The following is a 16,606-nucleotide window of genomic DNA, read 5'->3' as shown; positions in this document are numbered from 1 at the left end:
GAGGCGTGGTGCACACGCGGGGGCGTCCTCCCGTGCACCGGGTGCCTCCCGCGCGTGGGGGCGGTCCCGCCCGCGTGGCACGATCGACCGGTGAGCAGCACCAGTGACAGCCCGGCCGACACCGTCGAACGCGCCTTCCGCGCCGCCCTGCACGACAGCGCCGACGCCGCCCTCGACACGGGCGCGTCCCTCCTCGCCGCCGACCCGGCGACGGACGCGGAACTCACGCGCCGGGGTGTGGAGTTCGTCGCTGCGCTCTGGCGTCGCGGCTGGCAGCCCGCGGACGCCGTGCGCATCGTCCGCCGGGAGCTGGACGCCGTCCACGTGGGCCTGGTGACGGCGCTGATCCGCGCCCACGCGCGCGACGACCGCGCACGCGGCCGGCGCTGGGCGGACCAGCTCGCGGAGCTGCCGGCCGGCCCGCCGGCGTCCACCGACCGCTTCTCGCACGCCACCGCGGTCCTGGAGCTGTACCGCCTGCTGCTGCGCCTGCCCGCCCTCGAACCCCTCCAGGAGCGCGAGCCGCACCGGTCCGCACGCCCCGGGACCCACTCCCGCATGCTCACCCGCATCCGCGCCCTGCTGGCCAAGGCCGAGGCGACCGGGTTCCCGCAGGAGGCGGAGGCGCTCACCGCGAAGGCGCAGGAGCTGATGGCCCGGCACAGCGTCGACGAGGCGCTGCTCGACGCCCAGGCGCCGGACCCGGACGCGCCCGGCGCCTGCCGGATCGGCGTCGAGCCGCCCTACGAGCAGGCCAAGGCGGTGCTGCTGGACGCGGTCGCCGCCGCCAACCACTGCCGGGCGGTGTGGAACGAGCCCTTCGCGTTCTCCACGGTCGTCGGGTTCGAGGCCGACCTGGAGGCGGTCGAACTGCTCTACACGTCGCTGCTGGTGCAGGCGCAGTCCGCGATGGCGAAGGCGGAGGCGGCCCAGCGGGCCGGGGGGCGCAGGCGGACCAAGACCTTCCGGCAGTCCTTCCTCGCCGCGTACGCGCACCGCATAGGCGTCCGGCTGGGCGAGATCGCCGCGGCCGCCGAGACCGCCGTCGACGACGCTCTGCTGCCGGTCCTGGCCACGCGCGCGGTCGCGGTCACCGCCGCGACGGACCGGATGTTCCCGCAGACGGTCTCCACACGTCTGCGCGGGGTCACCGACGAGGCGGGCTGGTCCGAGGGCGCCGAAGCCGCCGACAGGGCCAGGATGCGCTCCCGGCCCCGCCTGCCCTGACGCCCCCCGCCGGCCCGCCGCTCCCGGTGCGGGTCAGTCGCCCGCCTGCGTGAAGGCGCTCACCGTGGCGTCGGGGACGCCCTTGCTCTTCAGGGCGACGTCGCCGTACGACCAGTCGAAGCTCACGGTGGACGAGGCGTCCGGCAGGCCGTACTTCACCGTCTTGACGGCGAGGCTCTTGTCGCCGCCCTTCTCGCCGCGCACATAGGTGATCGTGAACGAGGCGGTCCCCTGTGCCGGGAGGGTCAGCGTCTGTGCCGCGGCGGCGCCGTCCTCGGGCACGGTCGCGGAGTCGCCGTCGGCCTGAAGAGCCACCTTGGGGAAGCCCTTGAGGGTGCACTGCGCGCCCTTGTTGGTGAGCGTGACGGTGACGTTGCCGGTGTCACCGGCGGCGGGTGCGGCGTCGACGGGGCCGACCTCCTGGCCGAGGCCGTCGGCGGCACAGGCGCCGCCGGCGGGGCCGGACGAGCCGGCGGCCTTGCTCTCGTCGCCGCCGGAGCCGCTGTCGTCCCCGCCTCCGCAGGCGGTGAGGAGCAGGGCCGCGGCGAGGGCGGTGACGGTGATGGGAAGGGCGCGCATGAGTGATTCCTAGGGTGTCGTGACGGTGCTCGATGGATCATCACGCACGCGTGCGGCGACACGACGCGCGCCCCCCCGCTTCCGTGACGACCCGATCACACATACGCACCCGACGACCCACACCGCCCCGGCGACCGCGCCGACCGTGTCGCCGGAGGCGATCCGCGTCTGCACGGCTCTTGACCGCCCGGCCGCCGCCAGTTGCCCAATCCGCCTCTCGCTTGCCCGAGCCGCTCCGGGCTGCCTGAGCTGCGGTCGGCTGGCCGGGCAGCGGTCGCCGGCCGGGCCGCCGTCGGCCGTCCGAGCCGCTTTGCGGCCGCGCGCGTTCCACGGCTGCCCGCACACCCCTCGGCCGCCTGCACGGCCTTTTTGGCCGCCGGACCGCCTCCAGTTGCCCAAGCCGCCTCTCGCTTGCCCGAGCCGCTCCGGGCTGCCTGAGCCGCCGTCGGCTATCCGGGCAGCAGCGGGTCGCTGGCCGGGCCGCCGTCGGCCGCCCGGCTTGCTTTTCGGGCCCGCCGCCCGCGCGGCCCTCGGCCGTCCGCATGATCCTCGGATGCACGCGTGCCCCTCGGACGTCCGAGCCGCTTGCGGCCGCCCGTGCGCCTCGGCCGTCCATGCGGTCCACCGCCGCCCGCGCGCCCCTCGGCGTGCGGGCCGACCGCGGCTAGCCGAGCCCCGGTGTCGGCAGTCCGGAGGGCCACTGGCCGCCCTGCGCCTTGGCGAACGTCTCCTTGCCGGCCGCGCCGGACCACGTCACCTTGAGGGACTTCGCGTCGACGGAGTCGACCATCCCGGTCGTCCGGTCGTCCTTGCCGGCGCTGCACTTGAGGCGGATCATCCGCATGCCCGCCTCCTCGCCCGCCGTGCCGCTGCAAACGGCCCCGCCGGTCACGAAGAGGGCGGCCTGCTTGCCCGTGACGATCAGGGCGACGGCCTTGCCGTCCGTCGTGGCGAGCCAGCTCCCCTCCAGCTCGTGGGAGGCGGACGCCGAGGCGGAGGCCGAGGCGCCGCCGGTGCCGCTCGCGCCCCCGGTGCCCGCGGTCGCCGTCGCGGACGGCGCGGCCGAGGAGCCGTCGGACCCGCCACCGTCGCTGCACGCCGTGAGCGTGAGCGCGCCCGCCAGCGCGGCCGCCGCGGCCGCCGCGCGGACCGACGGACGGGACGTGCCCCGCGAGAAGTTCGCCGAAGTCACTGCTGGCTCCCAAGCTGTGCTGTAGCGGGCCGGCCCGGTCGGCGGACGCGAGGACCGCGCGGGCCGAGGGTCCGCAGCAAGCTACCAGCAAGCCCCGGCGGAGTCCCGGGGCCGCCCGTGGCCTACCAGGACGCCTTCCGCACCCCGGGCAGCCGCCCGGCGTGCGCCTCCTCGCGCAGCCCCAGCCGGGACAGCCCGAATTTGCGGATGTACCCGCGCGGGCGCCCGTCGACCTGGTCGCGGTTGCGCACCCGCGTCGCGCAGGCGTCGCGGGGCTGGGCGTGCAACTCCCGCTGCGCCTCGCGCCGTTGCGCGTCGGTCGTGGAAGGCAGCCGGACGATCTGCTTCAGCTCGGCCCGGCGGGCCGCGTGGCGCGCCACGATCGCGCGGCGCCGCTCGTTCTTGGCGATCTTGCTCTTCTTGGCCATCAGATCCGCACCCCCCGCGCGCGGATGCGCGCCACGGCCGCCTCGACGCCGATCGCGTCGACGGTCCTGATGCCCTTCGTGCTCAGCCGCAGCCGGACGTGCCGGCCCTCGCCCGGCAGCCAGTACCGCCGGCTCTGGATGTTGGGGTCGAAGCGCCGCGAGGTGCGCCGGTGGGAGTGGGAGACGCGGTTGCCGAAGCCGGGCCGGGCGCCGGTCAGCATGCAGTGCGCGGACACGGGTGACGTACCTCTCCTCCGCCGATGAGGACATCGGTAGTGCTAATGGAATTCATTTTCAGTAAGATAGCAGCATGGCACGCAACGAACTCCGGCCGGTCGTCAGGCTGCGCTCCACCGCGGGGACGGGCTTCACCTACGTGACCCGCAAGAACCGCCGCAACGACCCGGAACGCACCATCCTCCGCAAGTACGACCCCGTCGTACGCCGTCACGTCGACTTCCGAGAGGAGCGCTGAGCACCGCATGCGCAGGGGAATCCACCCGGCCTACGGTCCCGTCGTCTTCCGGGACCGCGCCGCGAACCACGCCTTCCTCACCCGTTCCACGATGAGCGCGGACCGGACGATCGAATGGGAGGACGGCCGCACGTATCCCGTGGTCGACGTCGAGATCTCCGACGCCAGTCACCCCTTCCACACCGGCACGGCCCGCGTCATGGACACGGCCGGCCGGGTCGAGCGCTTCGAGCGCCGCTACGGGAAGCGGGGCGGGGCGTGAGCCTGCCGATCGTGATCGTCGCCGGGCTGCACGCCGACGCCCGCCGCGCGACGGTCGCGCGACTGCTCGCCGACGTCCCCGGCTGCGTCGTCCTCCACCACGACCTCGCGACGGCGGCGGCCGGCACCGTCGTCCGCACCGTCCGCGACGCCACCGGCGTCCTTTCCGCCGCCGAGACGCCCTTGGTGAACGACTGCGCCTGCTGCGCGCTGCGCGAGGACCTGGTCCCCGAGCTGCGCCGCCTGGCCGGGGACGGCGTCACCCGCCTCGCGGTCGTCGAGCTGTGGGACTCCGTCGAGCCCCGCGGCATGGCCGAGGTGGTGGCGGCCGGCGGGCTCACCGTCACCGGCGTGGTCACCGCCGTCGACCCGGCGCTGCTGCTGCCCTTCCTGGGCAACGGCGACGATCTCGCCGACGTCGGTCTCGCCGCGGCGGCCACCGACCGGCGCACGGTCGCCGACACCTTCGCGCGACAGCTGGAGTACGCCCCGGTCGTGGCCGTCGTCGCGTCCGAGGAGGCCGACGACCAGGACCACGAACTCCTCGCCCAGCTGCACCCCACGGCCCGCCGGATCCCGCTCCCACCCCTGCCTCCGGACCCGCTCGCCGCTCCGCTCGACGGCCGTGCGGACGCGCCCTCCGCACTGGCGGGCGCGCTGCTCGGCCGCGAGACCGGGGGCCGGGCACGTCCGGGCCGTGACGTGCAGGGTCAGGTGGTGACCGGCGGCACCGGGGCCGGTCGCGAGGCCGCCGGAAAGGAGGTCTCCGGTAGGGAGATCGCCGGTCGGGAGACGCCGGCCTGCTTCGACGTGGAGGCTGCCGCCGCCGCCCAGCACCCGGCCTGCGCCCTGCTGCCCGCCGAGGCGGACGCACACGGCGTGAGCACCCTCGTCTGGCACCGCCGCCGCCCGTTCCACCCGGCACGGCTGTACGCCGCGCTGGAGGACCTGACCTGCGCGGCCGCCCGCAGCCGCGGCCGGTTCTGGCTCGCCGACAAGCCCGACACGCTGCTCCACTGGGACGCGGCCGGGGGAGCACTGTGCGTGGAGCCGGCCGGCCCCTGGCTGGCGTCCCTGCCGGACGCCGCCTGGGATCTGGTCCCGCCGGTGCGCCGGGCCGCCGCCGCGCTGGACTGGCACCCCGAGCACGGCGACCGCTGCCAGCACCTGGTCTTCACGTCACCCGGCCTGGACCGGGACGGGCTCGCGTCCCTCCTCGACTCCTGCCTGCTCACGGACGCCGAGTACGCGGCCGGGCGCACCGCCTGGCAGCAGTGGCCGTCCGCCTTCGACAGCCTCCTGGAGGTCTGACCCCATGCCCAACAAGCCAGCGCGCAAGCCCGCGCGCGTCTTCGGACGCACGCCGGGCGCGTCCCGGCCCAACCCGCTCGACCAGGCGGGCGTCGTCTACGTCGACTACAAGGACACCGAATTGCTGCGGAAGTTCCTGTCCGACCGCGGCAAGATCCGCAGCCGCCGCGTCACGCGGATCACCGCCCAGCAGCAACGGCGGCTGTCCCGAGCGGTCAAGAACGCCCGTGAGATGGCGCTCCTCCCTTACGCGACCACTCGCTGACCCGCCCCACCGCCCGCCCGGCCGGGCCCGTCCGCAGCCCGCCCGAGCCGTCCACCCTCCGGCTCGGGCGGGCCCTTTCACCCGTGCCGTGCCGGTCCCGTCCTGGCCGCTCACCACTCGCCTCCCCGCCGAACGCAAGCCGGAACCGGCCGGAGAGCGCCGCGCGCCGGTCGAGAAGTGTGGCCATCCGGACGAGGAGTGTGGCCACCCGGTCGACCGGCACGGGCTGCCGGCTCCGTCCGACGAGGGTCGCCGCTTCGTCACTTCCCGAGGGGCCCGGGTGTGTCCTGTACGCACCCGTCCCGTCCACCCCGGGCCCGCCGAAGCCGTTCGTCGTGCTGAGACGCGGCCCCCTCCTCCCCTGGACGGGCTACGTCGTTCATACGAGCGAATCCGGTCCCGGTGTCCATTCACGCGGGCCGTTCGCCCGTCGCCCGACCGCGACGACCGGCCGAGCCTCGGCTCATGCGTCGGACCGTCCCCGCCTCATCCCCGCGTGCCCCTCCACCTGTTACCCCGCCCATAACTCCACCTGCATCTCCACCCCCGGCTCCGGCCCCACGGCCGCTCTTGTGCACCCGCGTGCCCCTGGGCCGCGGGGGACAGGCCGTCGCCGGCGGACGCCGCGGGCGGGAGGTGTCCCGGACGGCGGGCCGCGACCCGGGACCGTCGGGTCGGCGTCGCTCGGTCCGCCGGATCCGTGCGGAGCGCTGAGCGGATGCCCGGAATCCGCCGGAACGGGGTCTCCCGGACCGGTGCCGTCGAACCTTCGCCGTGCGACCTCGGCCGAATCCCGTTTCACCGCCGACGGAACAGGACGGGCCTGCTGAGCGTCTGTCCTCATGCACGGATGGTTCGATCCGGACGACTTTCGCGGGGAGCCCGGAACAGGCTCGCGAAGCGGAACGAGCCGGGTAAAGCAGGCGTCAAAGCTGTAACCACTCAGGCACCGCGCGTGCACGTGCATCTGCTCATGCGACTGCACGTGAACGGGGCTATGATCCCGGGACAGTTGACAACGGCACCCATGGCCACACGAGCCAGTGCACCACCAGGGAGCGACCTGTGGACCACCACGTTGACGGGGGGCACGACGTGTACAACGGCATGACGGCCACACAGTTGTACGGGGTTGCCTGGCAGAAGAGCCGGCACAGCAACTCGCAGGGTTCGTGCGTGGAGTTCGCCCGGCTGCCGGGCGGTGACGTGGCCGTGCGCAACTCGCGTTTTCCCGACGGTCCCGCGCTCGTCTACACGCGTGCCGAGATCGAGGCCATGCTGCTGGGCATCAAGGACGGCGAGTTCGACCACCTGATCGCGAGCTGAGGGCGCCCGACGTGACCGCGGCCGCCCCTGCTCCCGTCCCGGCCCTCGCCTCCGCCCCCGTCCCGCCGGATCCTGGGCGACCCGGTCCTCGCGCTTCGGTGTGACGCGCGTAGAACCGCGGCGTCACAGCGCGCCGCGGTTCTTCACCGGGCGGGGGTGTGCAGCCGGAAGAGGGCCCAGACGACCTTGCCGCGCAGGGTGCCGGAGAGTGGGTGCCAGCCCCAGCTCTCGGCGAACGAGTCGACGAGGAAGAGCCCGCGGCCGCACTCGGCCGAGAAGTCCTCGCCTTCCCGGGGCAGAGGGCTGTCGTGGCTGGGGTCGCGCACCGCGCAGACGAGGCGTTCGGTCCACCGCATCAGATGCAGACGCACGGGCGGATGCCGGTGATCCGGTCCGACGGGAACCTCGTCGGGGGCCAGCCCGTGTCTCAGCGCGTTGGTCACCAGCTCCGAGACGACCAGGCAGACGTCGTCGAGACAGTCGCCCACGTCCCACTGCCCGAGGGTCCGCCTGGTGAACTGCCGGGCCTCGCGCACCGCTTCGAAGCGGGTCGGCAGAGCGCAGGAGGCGGCGTTGGACACGGCCGCGGGATCAAGCGGCGGAAGGCCCTGCCGTAACGGCTCGAGCATGGTCGATCCATTCGTCCCCATGCGAGGCACTCCCGGGATTCGCGGTCGTTGCGATGCAGCGGTGGCGCGGGACCATGGTTTCGGATGCGCACGGTGGATGCAAGGGCAGATGCACGTGCACGTGACCGAAATGGACCCGCCCGTACCGCTTCTTGGCCATTTTTTCCGCCAACTTCTCGCCCAGCACGGCCACTTCCCTTGCTTTCTCCTCACTCTTCCCACGCATCCCTCTGCACGTATCCTTCTGTTTCTTTCCATCTCTGTAATCGGACGAGTACTGCTCGAAGTGTTTTAGTGGCAGACTGCGGCCCCTAGGACGGTTGGGGAGGCTGGCGAACGTGAGCGCGGGAGAGCCCGGATCGGTGGTGCGGCGGATGCTGCTCGGCTCGCAACTACGGCGGTTGCGCGAGACGCGCGGCATCACACGCGAAGCGGCCGGATACTCGATCAGGGCGTCGGAGTCGAAGATCAGCCGGATGGAACTGGGCCGGGTGAGCTTCAAGACCCGCGACGTGGAGGACCTGCTCACGCTGTACGGCATCACGGACGACACGGAGCGCCAGGCGCTCGTCGGACTCGCCCGCGAGGCCAACGTGGCTGGCTGGTGGCACAGTTACTCGGACGTCCTGCCCAACTGGTTCCCCACCTACGTGGGACTGGAGGGCGCGGCCGCGCTGATCCGCGCGTACGAGGTCCAGTTCGTGCACGGCCTGCTCCAGACCGAGGCGTACGCCCACGCCGTCGTCAGCCGCGGTATGAAGGAGGCGTCGGCCGCCGACATCGACCGGCGCGTGGCGCTGCGGCTGGAGCGGCAGAAGTACCTCGTCGCCGAGAACGCCCCCGACGTCCACATCGTCCTGGACGAGGCGGCGCTGCGCCGGCCGTACGGAGACCGCGAGGTGATGCGCGGGCAGCTCCAGCATCTGATCGAGATCTCGGAGCGTCCCAACGTGCGCCTCCAGGTCGTGCCGTTCAGTCTCGGCGGGCACGCCGGCGAGTCGGGCGCGTTCACGATCCTGAGCTTCCCGGAGTCCGACCTCCAGGACGTCGTCTATCTGGAACAGCTCACCAGCGCGCTCTACCTGGACAAACGCGAGGACGTGGCCCAGTACGAGCAGGCTCTCGTGGAGCTCCAGCGCGACAGTCCCGGCCCGGACGCGAGCCGGGACCTGCTGCGCGGTCTGCTCCAGCTGTCGTAGGGATTCCCCCGCGGGGGCCGGCGACCGGCCGAAGTCCCCGCCAACTCCCCTGCATCCACCGTACGATGACGCGTGATCAGATCGTGATGCCGATCGATCGAAGCCGATCGCAGCAGGGGATTGAGGGATCGCATGTCGTCATACTTCACCGACCTGGCCCAGCAATACATCGACGGCACATGGCGTCCGGGCACCGGGTCCTGGGACATCATCACCATCAATCCCTATGACGGCGAGAAGCTGGCCTCGATCACCATAGCCACGGTCGAGGAGGTCGACGAGGCGTACCGGTCCGCCGCCCGCGCCCAGAAGCAGTGGGCCGCGACCAGCCCGTATGCGCGCCGCGCGATCTTCGAGAACGTGCTGCGCCTGGTCGAGGAGCGCGAGGCGGAGATCAGCGCCCTCCTCGTCGACGAGGCCGGCGGCACCTTCGGCAAGGCGGCCTTCGAGCTCCACCTCGCCAAGGAGTTCCTGCGCGAGTCGATCCACCTGGCGCTGCGCCCCGAGGGCCGCATCCTGCCCTCGCCGATCGACGGCAAGGAGAACCGCGTCTACCGCGAGCCGGTCGGGGTGGTCGGCGTGATCAGCCCCTTCAACGTGCCGTTCCTGCTGTCGCTGAAGTCCGTCGCCCCCGCGCTCGCCCTCGGCAACGCCGTGGTGCTCAAGCCGCACCAGAACACCCCGGTCTCCGGCGGCACCGTGATCGCCAAGCTCTTCGAGGACGCGGGCCTGCCACCGGGCCTGCTGAACGTCGTCGTGACCGACATCGCCGAGATCCGCGACGCCTTCCTGGAGCACCCGGTCCCGCGGGTCATCTCCTTCACCGGCTCCGACAAGGTCGGCCGCCACGTCGCGACCGTCGCCGCCTCGCACTTCAAGCGGACCGTCATCGAACTCGGCGGCAACAGCGCGTTCGTGGTGCTCGACGACGCCGACGTCGACTACGCCGTCGACGCGGCGGTGTTCAGCCGCTTCGTGCACCAGGGCCAGGTCTGCATGGCCGCCAACCGCATCCTGGTGGACCGCGCGGTCGCCGACGAGTTCACCGAGAAGTTCGTCGCCAAGGTGCGCACCCTCAAGGCGGGCGACCCGCGCGACCCGCAGACCGCGATCGGCCCGCTGATCAACTCCTCGCAGGCGGAGGCCGTCACGGCTGTGGTGGAGCAGGCCGTCGGCGAGGGCGCGCACGCGCTGGTGCACGGTAGGACGGTGGGCAACGTGGTCGAGCCGTCCGTCCTGGCCGACCTGCCCGCCGACTCCGCGCTGCTGCGGCAGGAGGTCTTCGGGCCCGTCGTGTTCGTGAACACCTTCGACGGCGAGGAGGAGGCCGTACGGCTGGTCAACGAGTCGCCGTACGGGCTCAGCGGGGCCGTCCACACCGCCGACGTCGAGCGCGGAGTGGCCTTCGCCAAGCAGATCGTCACCGGCATGTTCCACGTCAACGACGCCACCGTGCACGACGAGCCGATCGTGCCGTTCGGCGGCGAGAAGAACTCCGGCGTCGGCCGTCTCAACGGCGAGTCGACCCTGGAGGCCTTCACCACCACCAAGTGGATCTCGGTCCAGCACGGCCGCAGCGCGTTCCCCTTCTGAGCGCGCGCCGGGGCGGGCGGAAGGGCGCCCGCGGCGTCCGCGCGCGGGGGCGCGAGCGGCCCGCTGACGCCCGTCCGGCACGCCCTAACCTGGGCGCATGTCAGCGATCCGTCTTCTCGTCCTGGGGGCCGTGCGCCAGCACGGGCGGGCCCACGGCTACCAGGTGCGCGGCGACCTGGAGTACTGGGGCGCCCACGAGTGGTCCAACGCCAAGCCGGGCTCGATCTACCACGCCCTGAAGCAGATGGCCAAGCAGGGACTGCTGCGCGAGCACGAGACGGCCCCCTCCCCGGCGGGCGGGCCGCCGCGCACCGAGTACGAGATCACCGAGGCCGGTGCCGAGGAGTACTTCCGGCTGCTGCGCGCCGCGCTGACCTCGTACGACCAGAGGACCGACGTGAAGTCGGCGGCCATCGGCTTCATGCTCGACCTCCCGCGCGCGGAGGCCGTGTCGCTCCTTCAGGAGCGCATCCGCGGCATCGAGGCGTGGCGGGCCGACGTCACCGCGCACTACCTCCCCGAGGAGGGCCCGCAGCAACTGGGCCACATCGGCGAGATCATGAACCTGTGGCTCCACACGGCCGACGCCGAGGCCGAGTGGACCCGCGGCCTGATCGCCCGGGTCGAGGGCGGCGCATACACCTTCGCGGGCGAGGGCGAGCCGTTCGTCGGCGTGCTGGCCGAGGGCGAGGAGAACCCGTACGCCACGGGCGAGCGGCACCCCGGCGACGCGCACTGACCAGCCGCCAGGGACCTCCCCGGGCCCGGCCGGCCGGCTGGTCGCCGGGCCGGTCAGGTGGTCGGGCGGCCGGACGGTGAGGCGGTCGGTGGGCATCCCGCCCGCCGCCCGCCGCGACCCTAGTGGTGGAAGCTCGTCGCCGCGCCCTTGTCCCGGGTCGCCGGACCGGACTGGCGGCGCAGCTCCGGCAGCAGTCGCGTCAGGTCCTCCACGAACAGTTCGGCCAGGTCCTCCGAGAAGCCGTTTCTGCACACGACCCGCAGCACGGACAGGTCCTCCCGGTTCGCCGGGAAGGTGTAGGCGGGCACCAGCCAGCCGCTCTCGCGCATCCGCCGGGACACGTCGAAGACGTCGAACGCGTCCACGTCCTGCGCCGTGGTGAAGGCGAAGACCGGCAGTTCGTCGCCCCGGGTGAGGAGCCGGAAGTCGCCGAGGGCCTCCACCTGTCCGGCCAGCCGGCCCGCCACGTCCCGCGTGGTCTGCTGGACCGCCCGGTAGCCCTCCCGGCCGAGCCGCAGCAGCGTGTAGTACTGCGCGACGACCTGGGCGCCCGGGCGGGAGAAGTTGAGCGCGAACGTGGGCATGTCGCCGCCCAGGTAGTTCACGCGGAACACCAGCTCCTCCGGCAGGGCCTCCTTGTCGCGCCACAGCGCCCAGCCGACACCCGGGTAGACCAGGCCGTACTTGTGCCCCGAGGTGTTGATCGACGCCACGCGCGGGAGGCGGAAGTCCCACACCAGGTCCTCGTCGAGGAAGGGGGCGATCATCGCGCCGGACGCGCCGTCGACGTGCACCGGCACGTCCAGACCGGTGCGCTCCTGGAGCGAGTCCAGCGCCGCGCACAGCTCGGCGATCGGCTCGTAGGACCCGTCGAAGGTGGAGCCGAGGATGCCGACGACCCCGATGGTGTTCTCGTCGCACAGCTCGGCCGCGAGCTGCGGGTCCAGGTGGAAACGCTCCCCCTCCATGGGGACCAGCCGGGCCTCGACCTCCCAGAAGTTGCAGAACTTCTCCCAGCAGACCTGGACGTTGATGCCCATCACGAGGTTCGGCCGCGCGCCCGGGTAGCGGTCGGCGTTGCGCCGCGCCCACCGCCGCTTCAGAGCCATCCCGGCGAGCATGCACGCCTCGCTCGACCCGGTCGTCGAACAGCCCACGGCCGCCGAGGGGTCGGGCGCGTTCCACAGGTCGGCGAGCATCGCCACACAGCGCCGTTCCAGTTCGGCGGTGCGCGGGTACTCGTCCTTGTCGATCATGTTCTTGTCGCGGCACTCCGCCATCAGGACGCCGGCCTGCGGCTCCATCCAGGTGGTCACGAAGGTGGCCAGGTTCAGGCGCGCGTTGCCGTCCAGCATGAGTTCGTCGCGCACCAGCTGGTACGCCGTGGACGGGGGCGTCGGGCCGTCCGGCAGGCGGTGCTTGGGCGGCGCCTCGATCATGCCGCTGACCGGATCGGCCTCGCCGTAGAAGGGATTGACGGACAGCGGGCGCTCGTCGGGCTTCCGGGGCCCTTTGTGCAACGGCATGAATGCCTCCTGATGGGTCGAACGGGTGTCAGCGGACCGGAGTTCCGTCCGCGCGCAACTGCATCTGCGGCCGCCCCGTCACCAGCAGCCAGGCAGGCAGCGTGGCGATGCACAACAGGGCGATGATCGACGCCGAGGCCACCAGGACGGCGGCGACGAAGAGACTCACCCAGCCCTGCCGGGTGATGGCCAGGAGCACGCCCAGCACCCCGGCCGCCACGCCCACCGAGGGATGGACGCCGGAGACGAGCGCGTGGGCGGTGAGACCGAACGCGGTGCCCACGAACACGGCCGGGAAGATCCGGCCGCCGCGGAAACCGCAGGACGCGGCGACGAGCAGCGCGGCCAGCTTCACCACCGTCATCGTGGCGAACTGGCCGGCCGTCCAGCCCTCCGGATCGGCCGCGAGCTCCCCGACCTCGTCCAGCCCCTTGAAGAGCGTCAGATGGCCGCCCAGCGCCCCCAGCAGGCCCAGGACGAGGCCGCCGAGCGGCAGCATCAGCATCGGGTGCCGCAACCGCGTGAACACGGCGTGGACGTACGGGAAGGCGCGGACGGCGCACAGGGTCAGCAGCGCGCCCGCCGAGGCGATCACGAGCGCCGCCAGCAGATCGCCCCAGCCCGGCCGGTCGAGTCCGGGCAGACCCAGGTCGAAGGCCGGATGCGCCACCAGGGTGGTCGTCATGGAGCCGGCCGACGCGGCGACCAGCGGAGGGAACACGTGGTCCCACAGCGGGCCCTCGCTCTGCCGCCCCGCCAGCGCCTCGGAGATCAGCAGCGCCGCCGCCACGGGCGTGCCGAACAGCGCGCCGATCGTCGCCGCCTCGGCGAGGACCGCCCACAGGGCGCCCGGCGCCCGCGGCGCCGCCCGGCGGCCCAGCCAGACGGCCAGTCCCACGTTGACGGCGATGATCGGGTTCTCCGGGCCCAGGCTCGGGCCGCCCGCCAGCATCAGCGCCGTCGCCACCACCAGTCCGGGCAGCACCGCCGGGGGCAGCACGGGCGCGTCCAGTCCCATCGTCGCCGGATCGGGTCCCGCATGTCCCGGCGCCTTCCACACCACCAGCCCCACCGCCACGCCGGTCCCGGTGAGGACGACGAGCATCCACAGCACCGAGTAGCGGCCCACGTCCAGCGCGTCCGGCAGCGTGGCCCACAGCACGTGCTCCAGCCGCTCCGCCACCCCCTCCACCAGCAGGAGCAGCACGGAGGCCAGCACCCCGACCAGCAGAGCGGGCAGGATCGACGGCAGCAGGGCGCGCGCCGGCGTCGCCGCGGAGGCGGGCGAACGCTGCGAGGTGTCCTGAGCCACGGGCTCACGATAAGCGGACGAAACGGACACGACATCCGGACGCGGACGCCCGCGGGACATCCCGCTTGCACCTCACGCGGCGTGAGGCAGCACCGTGGAGCGCGTACAGGGAAGGGAGCGCACGAAGTGAGCTACTCGGTAGGACAGGTCGCCGGATTCGCCGGTGTCACGGTGCGCACACTGCACCACTACGACGACATCGGCCTGCTCGTCCCCGGCGGGCGCAGCCACGCGGGCCACCGGCGCTACGACGAGGCCGACCTCGACCGGTTGCAGCAGATCCTGTTCTACCGCGAGCTGGGCTTCCCGCTCGAAGAGGTCGCGGCCCTGCTCGACGATCCGGCGGCCGACCCGCGCGCGCACCTGCGCCGCCAGCACGAGTTGCTGACCGCCCGGATCGAGAGGCTGCAAAAGATGGCCGCGGCCGTGGAACACGCCATGGAGGCACGGAAAATGGGCATCAACCTCACGCCCGAGGAACGGTTCGAGGTCTTCGGCGACAAGGACCCCGGTCGGTACGCCGAGGAGGCGGAACAGCGCTGGGGCGGCACGGAGGCCTACGCCGAGTCGCAGCGCCGCGCCGCCCGCTACACCAAGGAAGACTGGAAGCGCCTTCAGGCCGAGGTCGACGACTGGAGCGAGCGCTACGCCGCCCTGGTGGCCGCGGGGGAGCGGCCCGCCGGCGAGGCGGCCATGGACCTGGCCGAGGAACACCGGCGGCACATCACCGCCTGGTACTACGACTGCCCCCATGAGATGCACGTGTGCCTGGGCGAGATGTACGTCTCCGACGAGCGCTTCAAGGCGTTCTACGACGCCATGCGCCCGGGCCTCGCCGAACACCTCAGGGAGGCGATCCTGGCGAACGCGGCCCGGCACACGGGGTGAGTGACGGCCCGGCCGTCCCGGTCCCGGTCCGGGGCTACTCCCGGGCCAGGACCACGGCCGTGCCGTAGGCGCACACCTCGGTGCCCACGTCGGCCGCCTCCGTCACGTCGAAGCGGAACATCAGCACGCCGTTGGCTCCCCGCGCGCGTGCCTGCTCCACCAGCCGTTCCATCGCCTGGTTGCGGGTCTCCACCAGGGTCTTGGTCAGCCCCTTGAGCTCACCGCCGATCATCGACTTCAGACCGGCGCCGATCTGGCTGCCCAGGTGCCGTGAGCGCACCGTCAGTCCGAAGACCTCGCCGATGACCTGCTGCACCCGGTACCCGGGCACGTCGTTCGTCGTGACGACCAGCACGTCGGACTGGGGGCCCTGCCCGCCGCCGTAATCCTCGATACCCATGGCTCACAGCTTCGCCCCGGCAAGCGCACGGCGCATCCCGAAGACGCCCGTGGAACCTGGGGTCCGCGCGGTGCGTTGATAGCTTTGTGCGGCCGCAGCATGGACGCTGCACTTCCCCCACCCCCGTCAGGAGCCCGGAAGCGTGACGACGATCGCCCTCGGACCGAGCTGGCTGGACCCCGACTACCTGCTCGACAACTTCGGCATCTGGGGCCTGCTGCTGATCGTCTTCGCCGAGTCCGGCCTGCTGATCGGCTTCTTCCTGCCGGGTGACTCGCTGCTGTTCACCGCCGGTCTGCTGATCACGTCCAACCAGCTGGACTTCCCGCTGTGGGGCGCGGTCGCGCTGATCTGCATCGCCGCGATCCTGGGCGACCAGGCGGGCTACATGTTCGGCAAGAAGGTCGGGCCGTCGCTCTTCAACCGGCCGGACTCCCGGCTCTTCAAGCAGGAGAACGTCACCAAAGCGCACGAGTTCTTCGAGAAGCACGGCCCGAAGTCGCTGATCCTGGCCCGCTTCGTGCCCATCGTGCGCACGTTCACGCCGATCATCGCCGGCGTCAGCGGCATGCGGTACCGCTCCTTCCTGACGTTCAACGTCATCGGCGGCGTCCTGTGGGGCGCGGGCGTGACCCTGCTCGGCTCCTGGCTGGGCAACATCGACTTCGTCAAGAAGAACATCGAAGCGATGCTCATCCTGATCGTGCTGCTCTCCGTGATCCCGATCGCCATCGAGTTCCTGAGGGCCCGCTCGAAGTCGAAGAAGGGCGCGTCGCAGGCCCCGGCGCCGGCCCCCGAGCAGCAGCACCGGCCCCAGCAGCAGTTCCCCGTCATGGACGACGCGACCACTCAGCTGCGCCGGATCGACGGGCCCGACCAGCAGTACCCGTACGGCGACCAGGGCCGTCAGACCCACGGCCAGCAGCCCCAGGGGCAGCAGAACCACGGCCCGCGGCAGACCCACGGGCAGCAGAACTACGGCCGGCAGGCCCAAGGGCAAGGGCAGGACTTCGGGCCCCAGGGCCGGCAGGACGGCTACTACGGCGCGCAGCAGCAGTACCCGCAGCAGCAGGCGTACCCCCAGCGGCAGCGGCAGCGGCACGCCCAGGACGACTGGCCGCAGCAGCCGCAGCAGGCCCAGCCGCAGCCGCAGGAACAGCCGTACGGCGCTCAGCCCAACGGCTCCGGCCACCACGGGCACGGCCACCACGGTCAGTACCCCTACGACAACCAGGGCCACTAGAGGCGGCGCCGGG

At 72.4% G+C, this 16,606-nt stretch carries 19 protein-coding genes; 11 read left to right on the top strand and 8 right to left on the bottom strand.

The features are described from left to right. Nucleotides 1-90: 90 nt before the first annotated feature. A complete protein-coding gene (locus ACGFSH_RS11070) occupies nucleotides 91-1,227 on the top strand; it encodes a DUF2786 domain-containing protein (RefSeq protein WP_393347133.1) in 1,137 nt (378 codons plus the stop codon). Nucleotides 1,228-1,260: 33 nt separating this feature from the next. Here the strand turns inward: ACGFSH_RS11070 and ACGFSH_RS11065 are convergent, their stop codons facing one another. The 4 genes from ACGFSH_RS11065 to rpmB form a co-directional block, all read right to left on the bottom strand. Further along, nucleotides 1,261-1,806 carry a DUF4232 domain-containing protein gene (locus ACGFSH_RS11065; protein ID WP_393347131.1) on the bottom strand — a complete coding sequence of 182 codons (546 nt, stop codon included), beginning with the start codon at nucleotides 1,804-1,806 and terminating at the stop codon, nucleotides 1,261-1,263. Nucleotides 1,807-2,470: 664 nt separating this feature from the next. Continuing rightward, nucleotides 2,471-2,998 carry a hypothetical protein gene (locus ACGFSH_RS11060; RefSeq protein WP_393347130.1) on the bottom strand — a complete coding sequence of 176 codons (528 nt, stop codon included), beginning with the start codon at nucleotides 2,996-2,998 and terminating at the stop codon, nucleotides 2,471-2,473. Nucleotides 2,999-3,120: 122 nt separating this feature from the next. Next, nucleotides 3,121-3,426, bottom strand: a complete 306-nt coding sequence (gene rpsN / locus ACGFSH_RS11055) for a 30S ribosomal protein S14 (RefSeq protein ID WP_393347128.1) — start codon at nucleotides 3,424-3,426, stop codon at nucleotides 3,121-3,123. Further along, a complete protein-coding gene (gene rpmB, locus ACGFSH_RS11050) occupies nucleotides 3,426-3,662 on the bottom strand; it encodes a 50S ribosomal protein L28 (protein WP_393347126.1) in 237 nt (78 codons plus the stop codon). Before rpmB ends, rpsN begins: the two co-directional genes overlap by 1 nt. Before the next feature lie 74 nt (nucleotides 3,663-3,736). On the opposite strand from rpmB, the gene rpmG reads away from it, so the two are divergent. The 5 genes from rpmG to ACGFSH_RS11025 all read left to right on the top strand — a co-directional run bounded on the left by rpmG (nucleotide 3,737) and on the right by ACGFSH_RS11025 (nucleotide 7,064). Further along, nucleotides 3,737-3,901, top strand: coding sequence for a 50S ribosomal protein L33 (gene rpmG, locus ACGFSH_RS11045; RefSeq protein ID WP_393347124.1), 165 nt, complete (start codon nucleotides 3,737-3,739; stop codon nucleotides 3,899-3,901). 7 nt (nucleotides 3,902-3,908) lie between these two features. Next, nucleotides 3,909-4,163 carry a type B 50S ribosomal protein L31 gene (locus ACGFSH_RS11040; RefSeq protein WP_393347122.1) on the top strand — a complete coding sequence of 85 codons (255 nt, stop codon included), beginning with the start codon at nucleotides 3,909-3,911 and terminating at the stop codon, nucleotides 4,161-4,163. After that, on the top strand, nucleotides 4,160-5,473 hold the full coding sequence (locus ACGFSH_RS11035) for a GTP-binding protein (RefSeq protein ID WP_393347120.1): 1,314 nt from the start codon (nucleotides 4,160-4,162) through the stop codon (nucleotides 5,471-5,473). Before ACGFSH_RS11040 ends, ACGFSH_RS11035 begins: the two co-directional genes overlap by 4 nt. Nucleotides 5,474-5,477: 4 nt before the next feature. Next, nucleotides 5,478-5,738, top strand: a complete 261-nt coding sequence (rpsR, locus tag ACGFSH_RS11030) for a 30S ribosomal protein S18 (protein WP_393347119.1) — start codon at nucleotides 5,478-5,480, stop codon at nucleotides 5,736-5,738. 1,107 nt (nucleotides 5,739-6,845) lie between these two features. Further along, entirely contained in the window at nucleotides 6,846-7,064 is a 219-nt protein-coding gene (locus ACGFSH_RS11025) for a DUF397 domain-containing protein (protein ID WP_052183895.1), read from the top strand. Nucleotides 7,065-7,207: 143 nt separating this feature from the next. Here the strand turns inward: ACGFSH_RS11025 and ACGFSH_RS11020 are convergent, their stop codons facing one another. After that, nucleotides 7,208-7,693, bottom strand: a complete 486-nt coding sequence (locus ACGFSH_RS11020) for an ATP-binding protein (protein WP_393347117.1) — start codon at nucleotides 7,691-7,693, stop codon at nucleotides 7,208-7,210. Between the two features lie 374 nt (nucleotides 7,694-8,067). Between ACGFSH_RS11020 and ACGFSH_RS11015 the strand changes: the two genes are divergently transcribed. The 3 genes from ACGFSH_RS11015 to ACGFSH_RS11005 all read left to right on the top strand — a co-directional run bounded on the left by ACGFSH_RS11015 (nucleotide 8,068) and on the right by ACGFSH_RS11005 (nucleotide 11,224). Beyond that, on the top strand, nucleotides 8,068-8,892 hold the full coding sequence (locus tag ACGFSH_RS11015; RefSeq protein ID WP_393348086.1) for a helix-turn-helix domain-containing protein: 825 nt from the start codon (nucleotides 8,068-8,070) through the stop codon (nucleotides 8,890-8,892). 132 nt (nucleotides 8,893-9,024) lie between these two features. Then, nucleotides 9,025-10,485, top strand: a complete 1,461-nt coding sequence (locus ACGFSH_RS11010) for an aldehyde dehydrogenase family protein (protein ID WP_393347115.1) — start codon at nucleotides 9,025-9,027, stop codon at nucleotides 10,483-10,485. Nucleotides 10,486-10,582: 97 nt separating this feature from the next. After that, complete coding sequence (locus ACGFSH_RS11005; protein WP_393347113.1) at nucleotides 10,583-11,224, top strand: PadR family transcriptional regulator; 642 nt, start codon at nucleotides 10,583-10,585, stop codon at nucleotides 11,222-11,224. 119 nt (nucleotides 11,225-11,343) lie between these two features. Here the strand turns inward: ACGFSH_RS11005 and ACGFSH_RS11000 are convergent, their stop codons facing one another. Together ACGFSH_RS11000 and ACGFSH_RS10995 are read right to left on the bottom strand one after the other, a co-directional pair. Further along, a complete protein-coding gene (locus ACGFSH_RS11000; RefSeq protein WP_393347111.1) occupies nucleotides 11,344-12,750 on the bottom strand; it encodes a glutamate decarboxylase in 1,407 nt (468 codons plus the stop codon). A 28-nt stretch (nucleotides 12,751-12,778) separates the two neighbouring features. Next, entirely contained in the window at nucleotides 12,779-14,062 is a 1,284-nt protein-coding gene (locus ACGFSH_RS10995) for an ion channel protein (protein WP_393347110.1), read from the bottom strand. 126 nt (nucleotides 14,063-14,188) lie between these two features. Here ACGFSH_RS10995 and ACGFSH_RS10990 point away from each other — a divergent pair, with 126 nt between their 5' ends. After that, the gene (locus ACGFSH_RS10990) at nucleotides 14,189-14,950 is read left to right on the top strand and encodes a MerR family transcriptional regulator (protein WP_393347108.1); all 762 of its coding nucleotides are present in this window, start codon (nucleotides 14,189-14,191) and stop codon (nucleotides 14,948-14,950) included. Nucleotides 14,951-14,984: 34 nt separating this feature from the next. Here the strand turns inward: ACGFSH_RS10990 and ACGFSH_RS10985 are convergent, their stop codons facing one another. Continuing rightward, nucleotides 14,985-15,350 carry a YbjQ family protein gene (locus ACGFSH_RS10985; protein WP_393347107.1) on the bottom strand — a complete coding sequence of 122 codons (366 nt, stop codon included), beginning with the start codon at nucleotides 15,348-15,350 and terminating at the stop codon, nucleotides 14,985-14,987. 142 nt (nucleotides 15,351-15,492) lie between these two features. Here ACGFSH_RS10985 and ACGFSH_RS10980 point away from each other — a divergent pair, with 142 nt between their 5' ends. Next, nucleotides 15,493-16,593 carry a VTT domain-containing protein gene (locus tag ACGFSH_RS10980; RefSeq protein ID WP_393347105.1) on the top strand — a complete coding sequence of 367 codons (1,101 nt, stop codon included), beginning with the start codon at nucleotides 15,493-15,495 and terminating at the stop codon, nucleotides 16,591-16,593. Nucleotides 16,594-16,606 lie beyond the last annotated feature (13 nt).

It is taken from the genome of Streptomyces sp. NPDC048481 (genome assembly GCF_043200075.1).
Taxonomy (GTDB): domain Bacteria; phylum Actinomycetota; class Actinomycetes; order Streptomycetales; family Streptomycetaceae; genus Streptomyces.
This window is presented reverse-complemented; position numbering and strand designations above follow the sequence as displayed.

Bases quoted from the DNA above. Each gene is read 5' to 3' on its own strand.
- ACGFSH_RS11015 (WP_393348086.1), top strand. From the start codon at position 8,068: ATGCTGCTCGGCTCGCAACTACGGCGGTTGCGCGAGACGCGCGGCATC.
- rpmG (WP_393347124.1), top strand. From the start codon at position 3,737: ATGGCACGCAACGAACTCCGGCCGGTCGTCAGGCTGCGCTCCACCGCG.
- ACGFSH_RS11020 (WP_393347117.1), bottom strand. From the start codon at position 7,693: ATGCTCGAGCCGTTACGGCAGGGCCTTCCGCCGCTTGATCCCGCGGCC.
- rpsN (WP_393347128.1), bottom strand. From the start codon at position 3,426: ATGGCCAAGAAGAGCAAGATCGCCAAGAACGAGCGGCGCCGCGCGATC.
- rpsR (WP_393347119.1), top strand. From the start codon at position 5,478: ATGCCCAACAAGCCAGCGCGCAAGCCCGCGCGCGTCTTCGGACGCACG.
- ACGFSH_RS11065 (WP_393347131.1), bottom strand. From the start codon at position 1,806: ATGCGCGCCCTTCCCATCACCGTCACCGCCCTCGCCGCGGCCCTGCTC.
- ACGFSH_RS11005 (WP_393347113.1), top strand. From the start codon at position 10,583: ATGTCAGCGATCCGTCTTCTCGTCCTGGGGGCCGTGCGCCAGCACGGG.
- ACGFSH_RS10985 (WP_393347107.1), bottom strand. From the start codon at position 15,350: ATGGGTATCGAGGATTACGGCGGCGGGCAGGGCCCCCAGTCCGACGTG.
- ACGFSH_RS11010 (WP_393347115.1), top strand. From the start codon at position 9,025: ATGTCGTCATACTTCACCGACCTGGCCCAGCAATACATCGACGGCACA.
- ACGFSH_RS11000 (WP_393347111.1), bottom strand. From the start codon at position 12,750: ATGCCGTTGCACAAAGGGCCCCGGAAGCCCGACGAGCGCCCGCTGTCC.
- ACGFSH_RS11040 (WP_393347122.1), top strand. From the start codon at position 3,909: ATGCGCAGGGGAATCCACCCGGCCTACGGTCCCGTCGTCTTCCGGGAC.
- ACGFSH_RS11025 (WP_052183895.1), top strand. From the start codon at position 6,846: ATGACGGCCACACAGTTGTACGGGGTTGCCTGGCAGAAGAGCCGGCAC.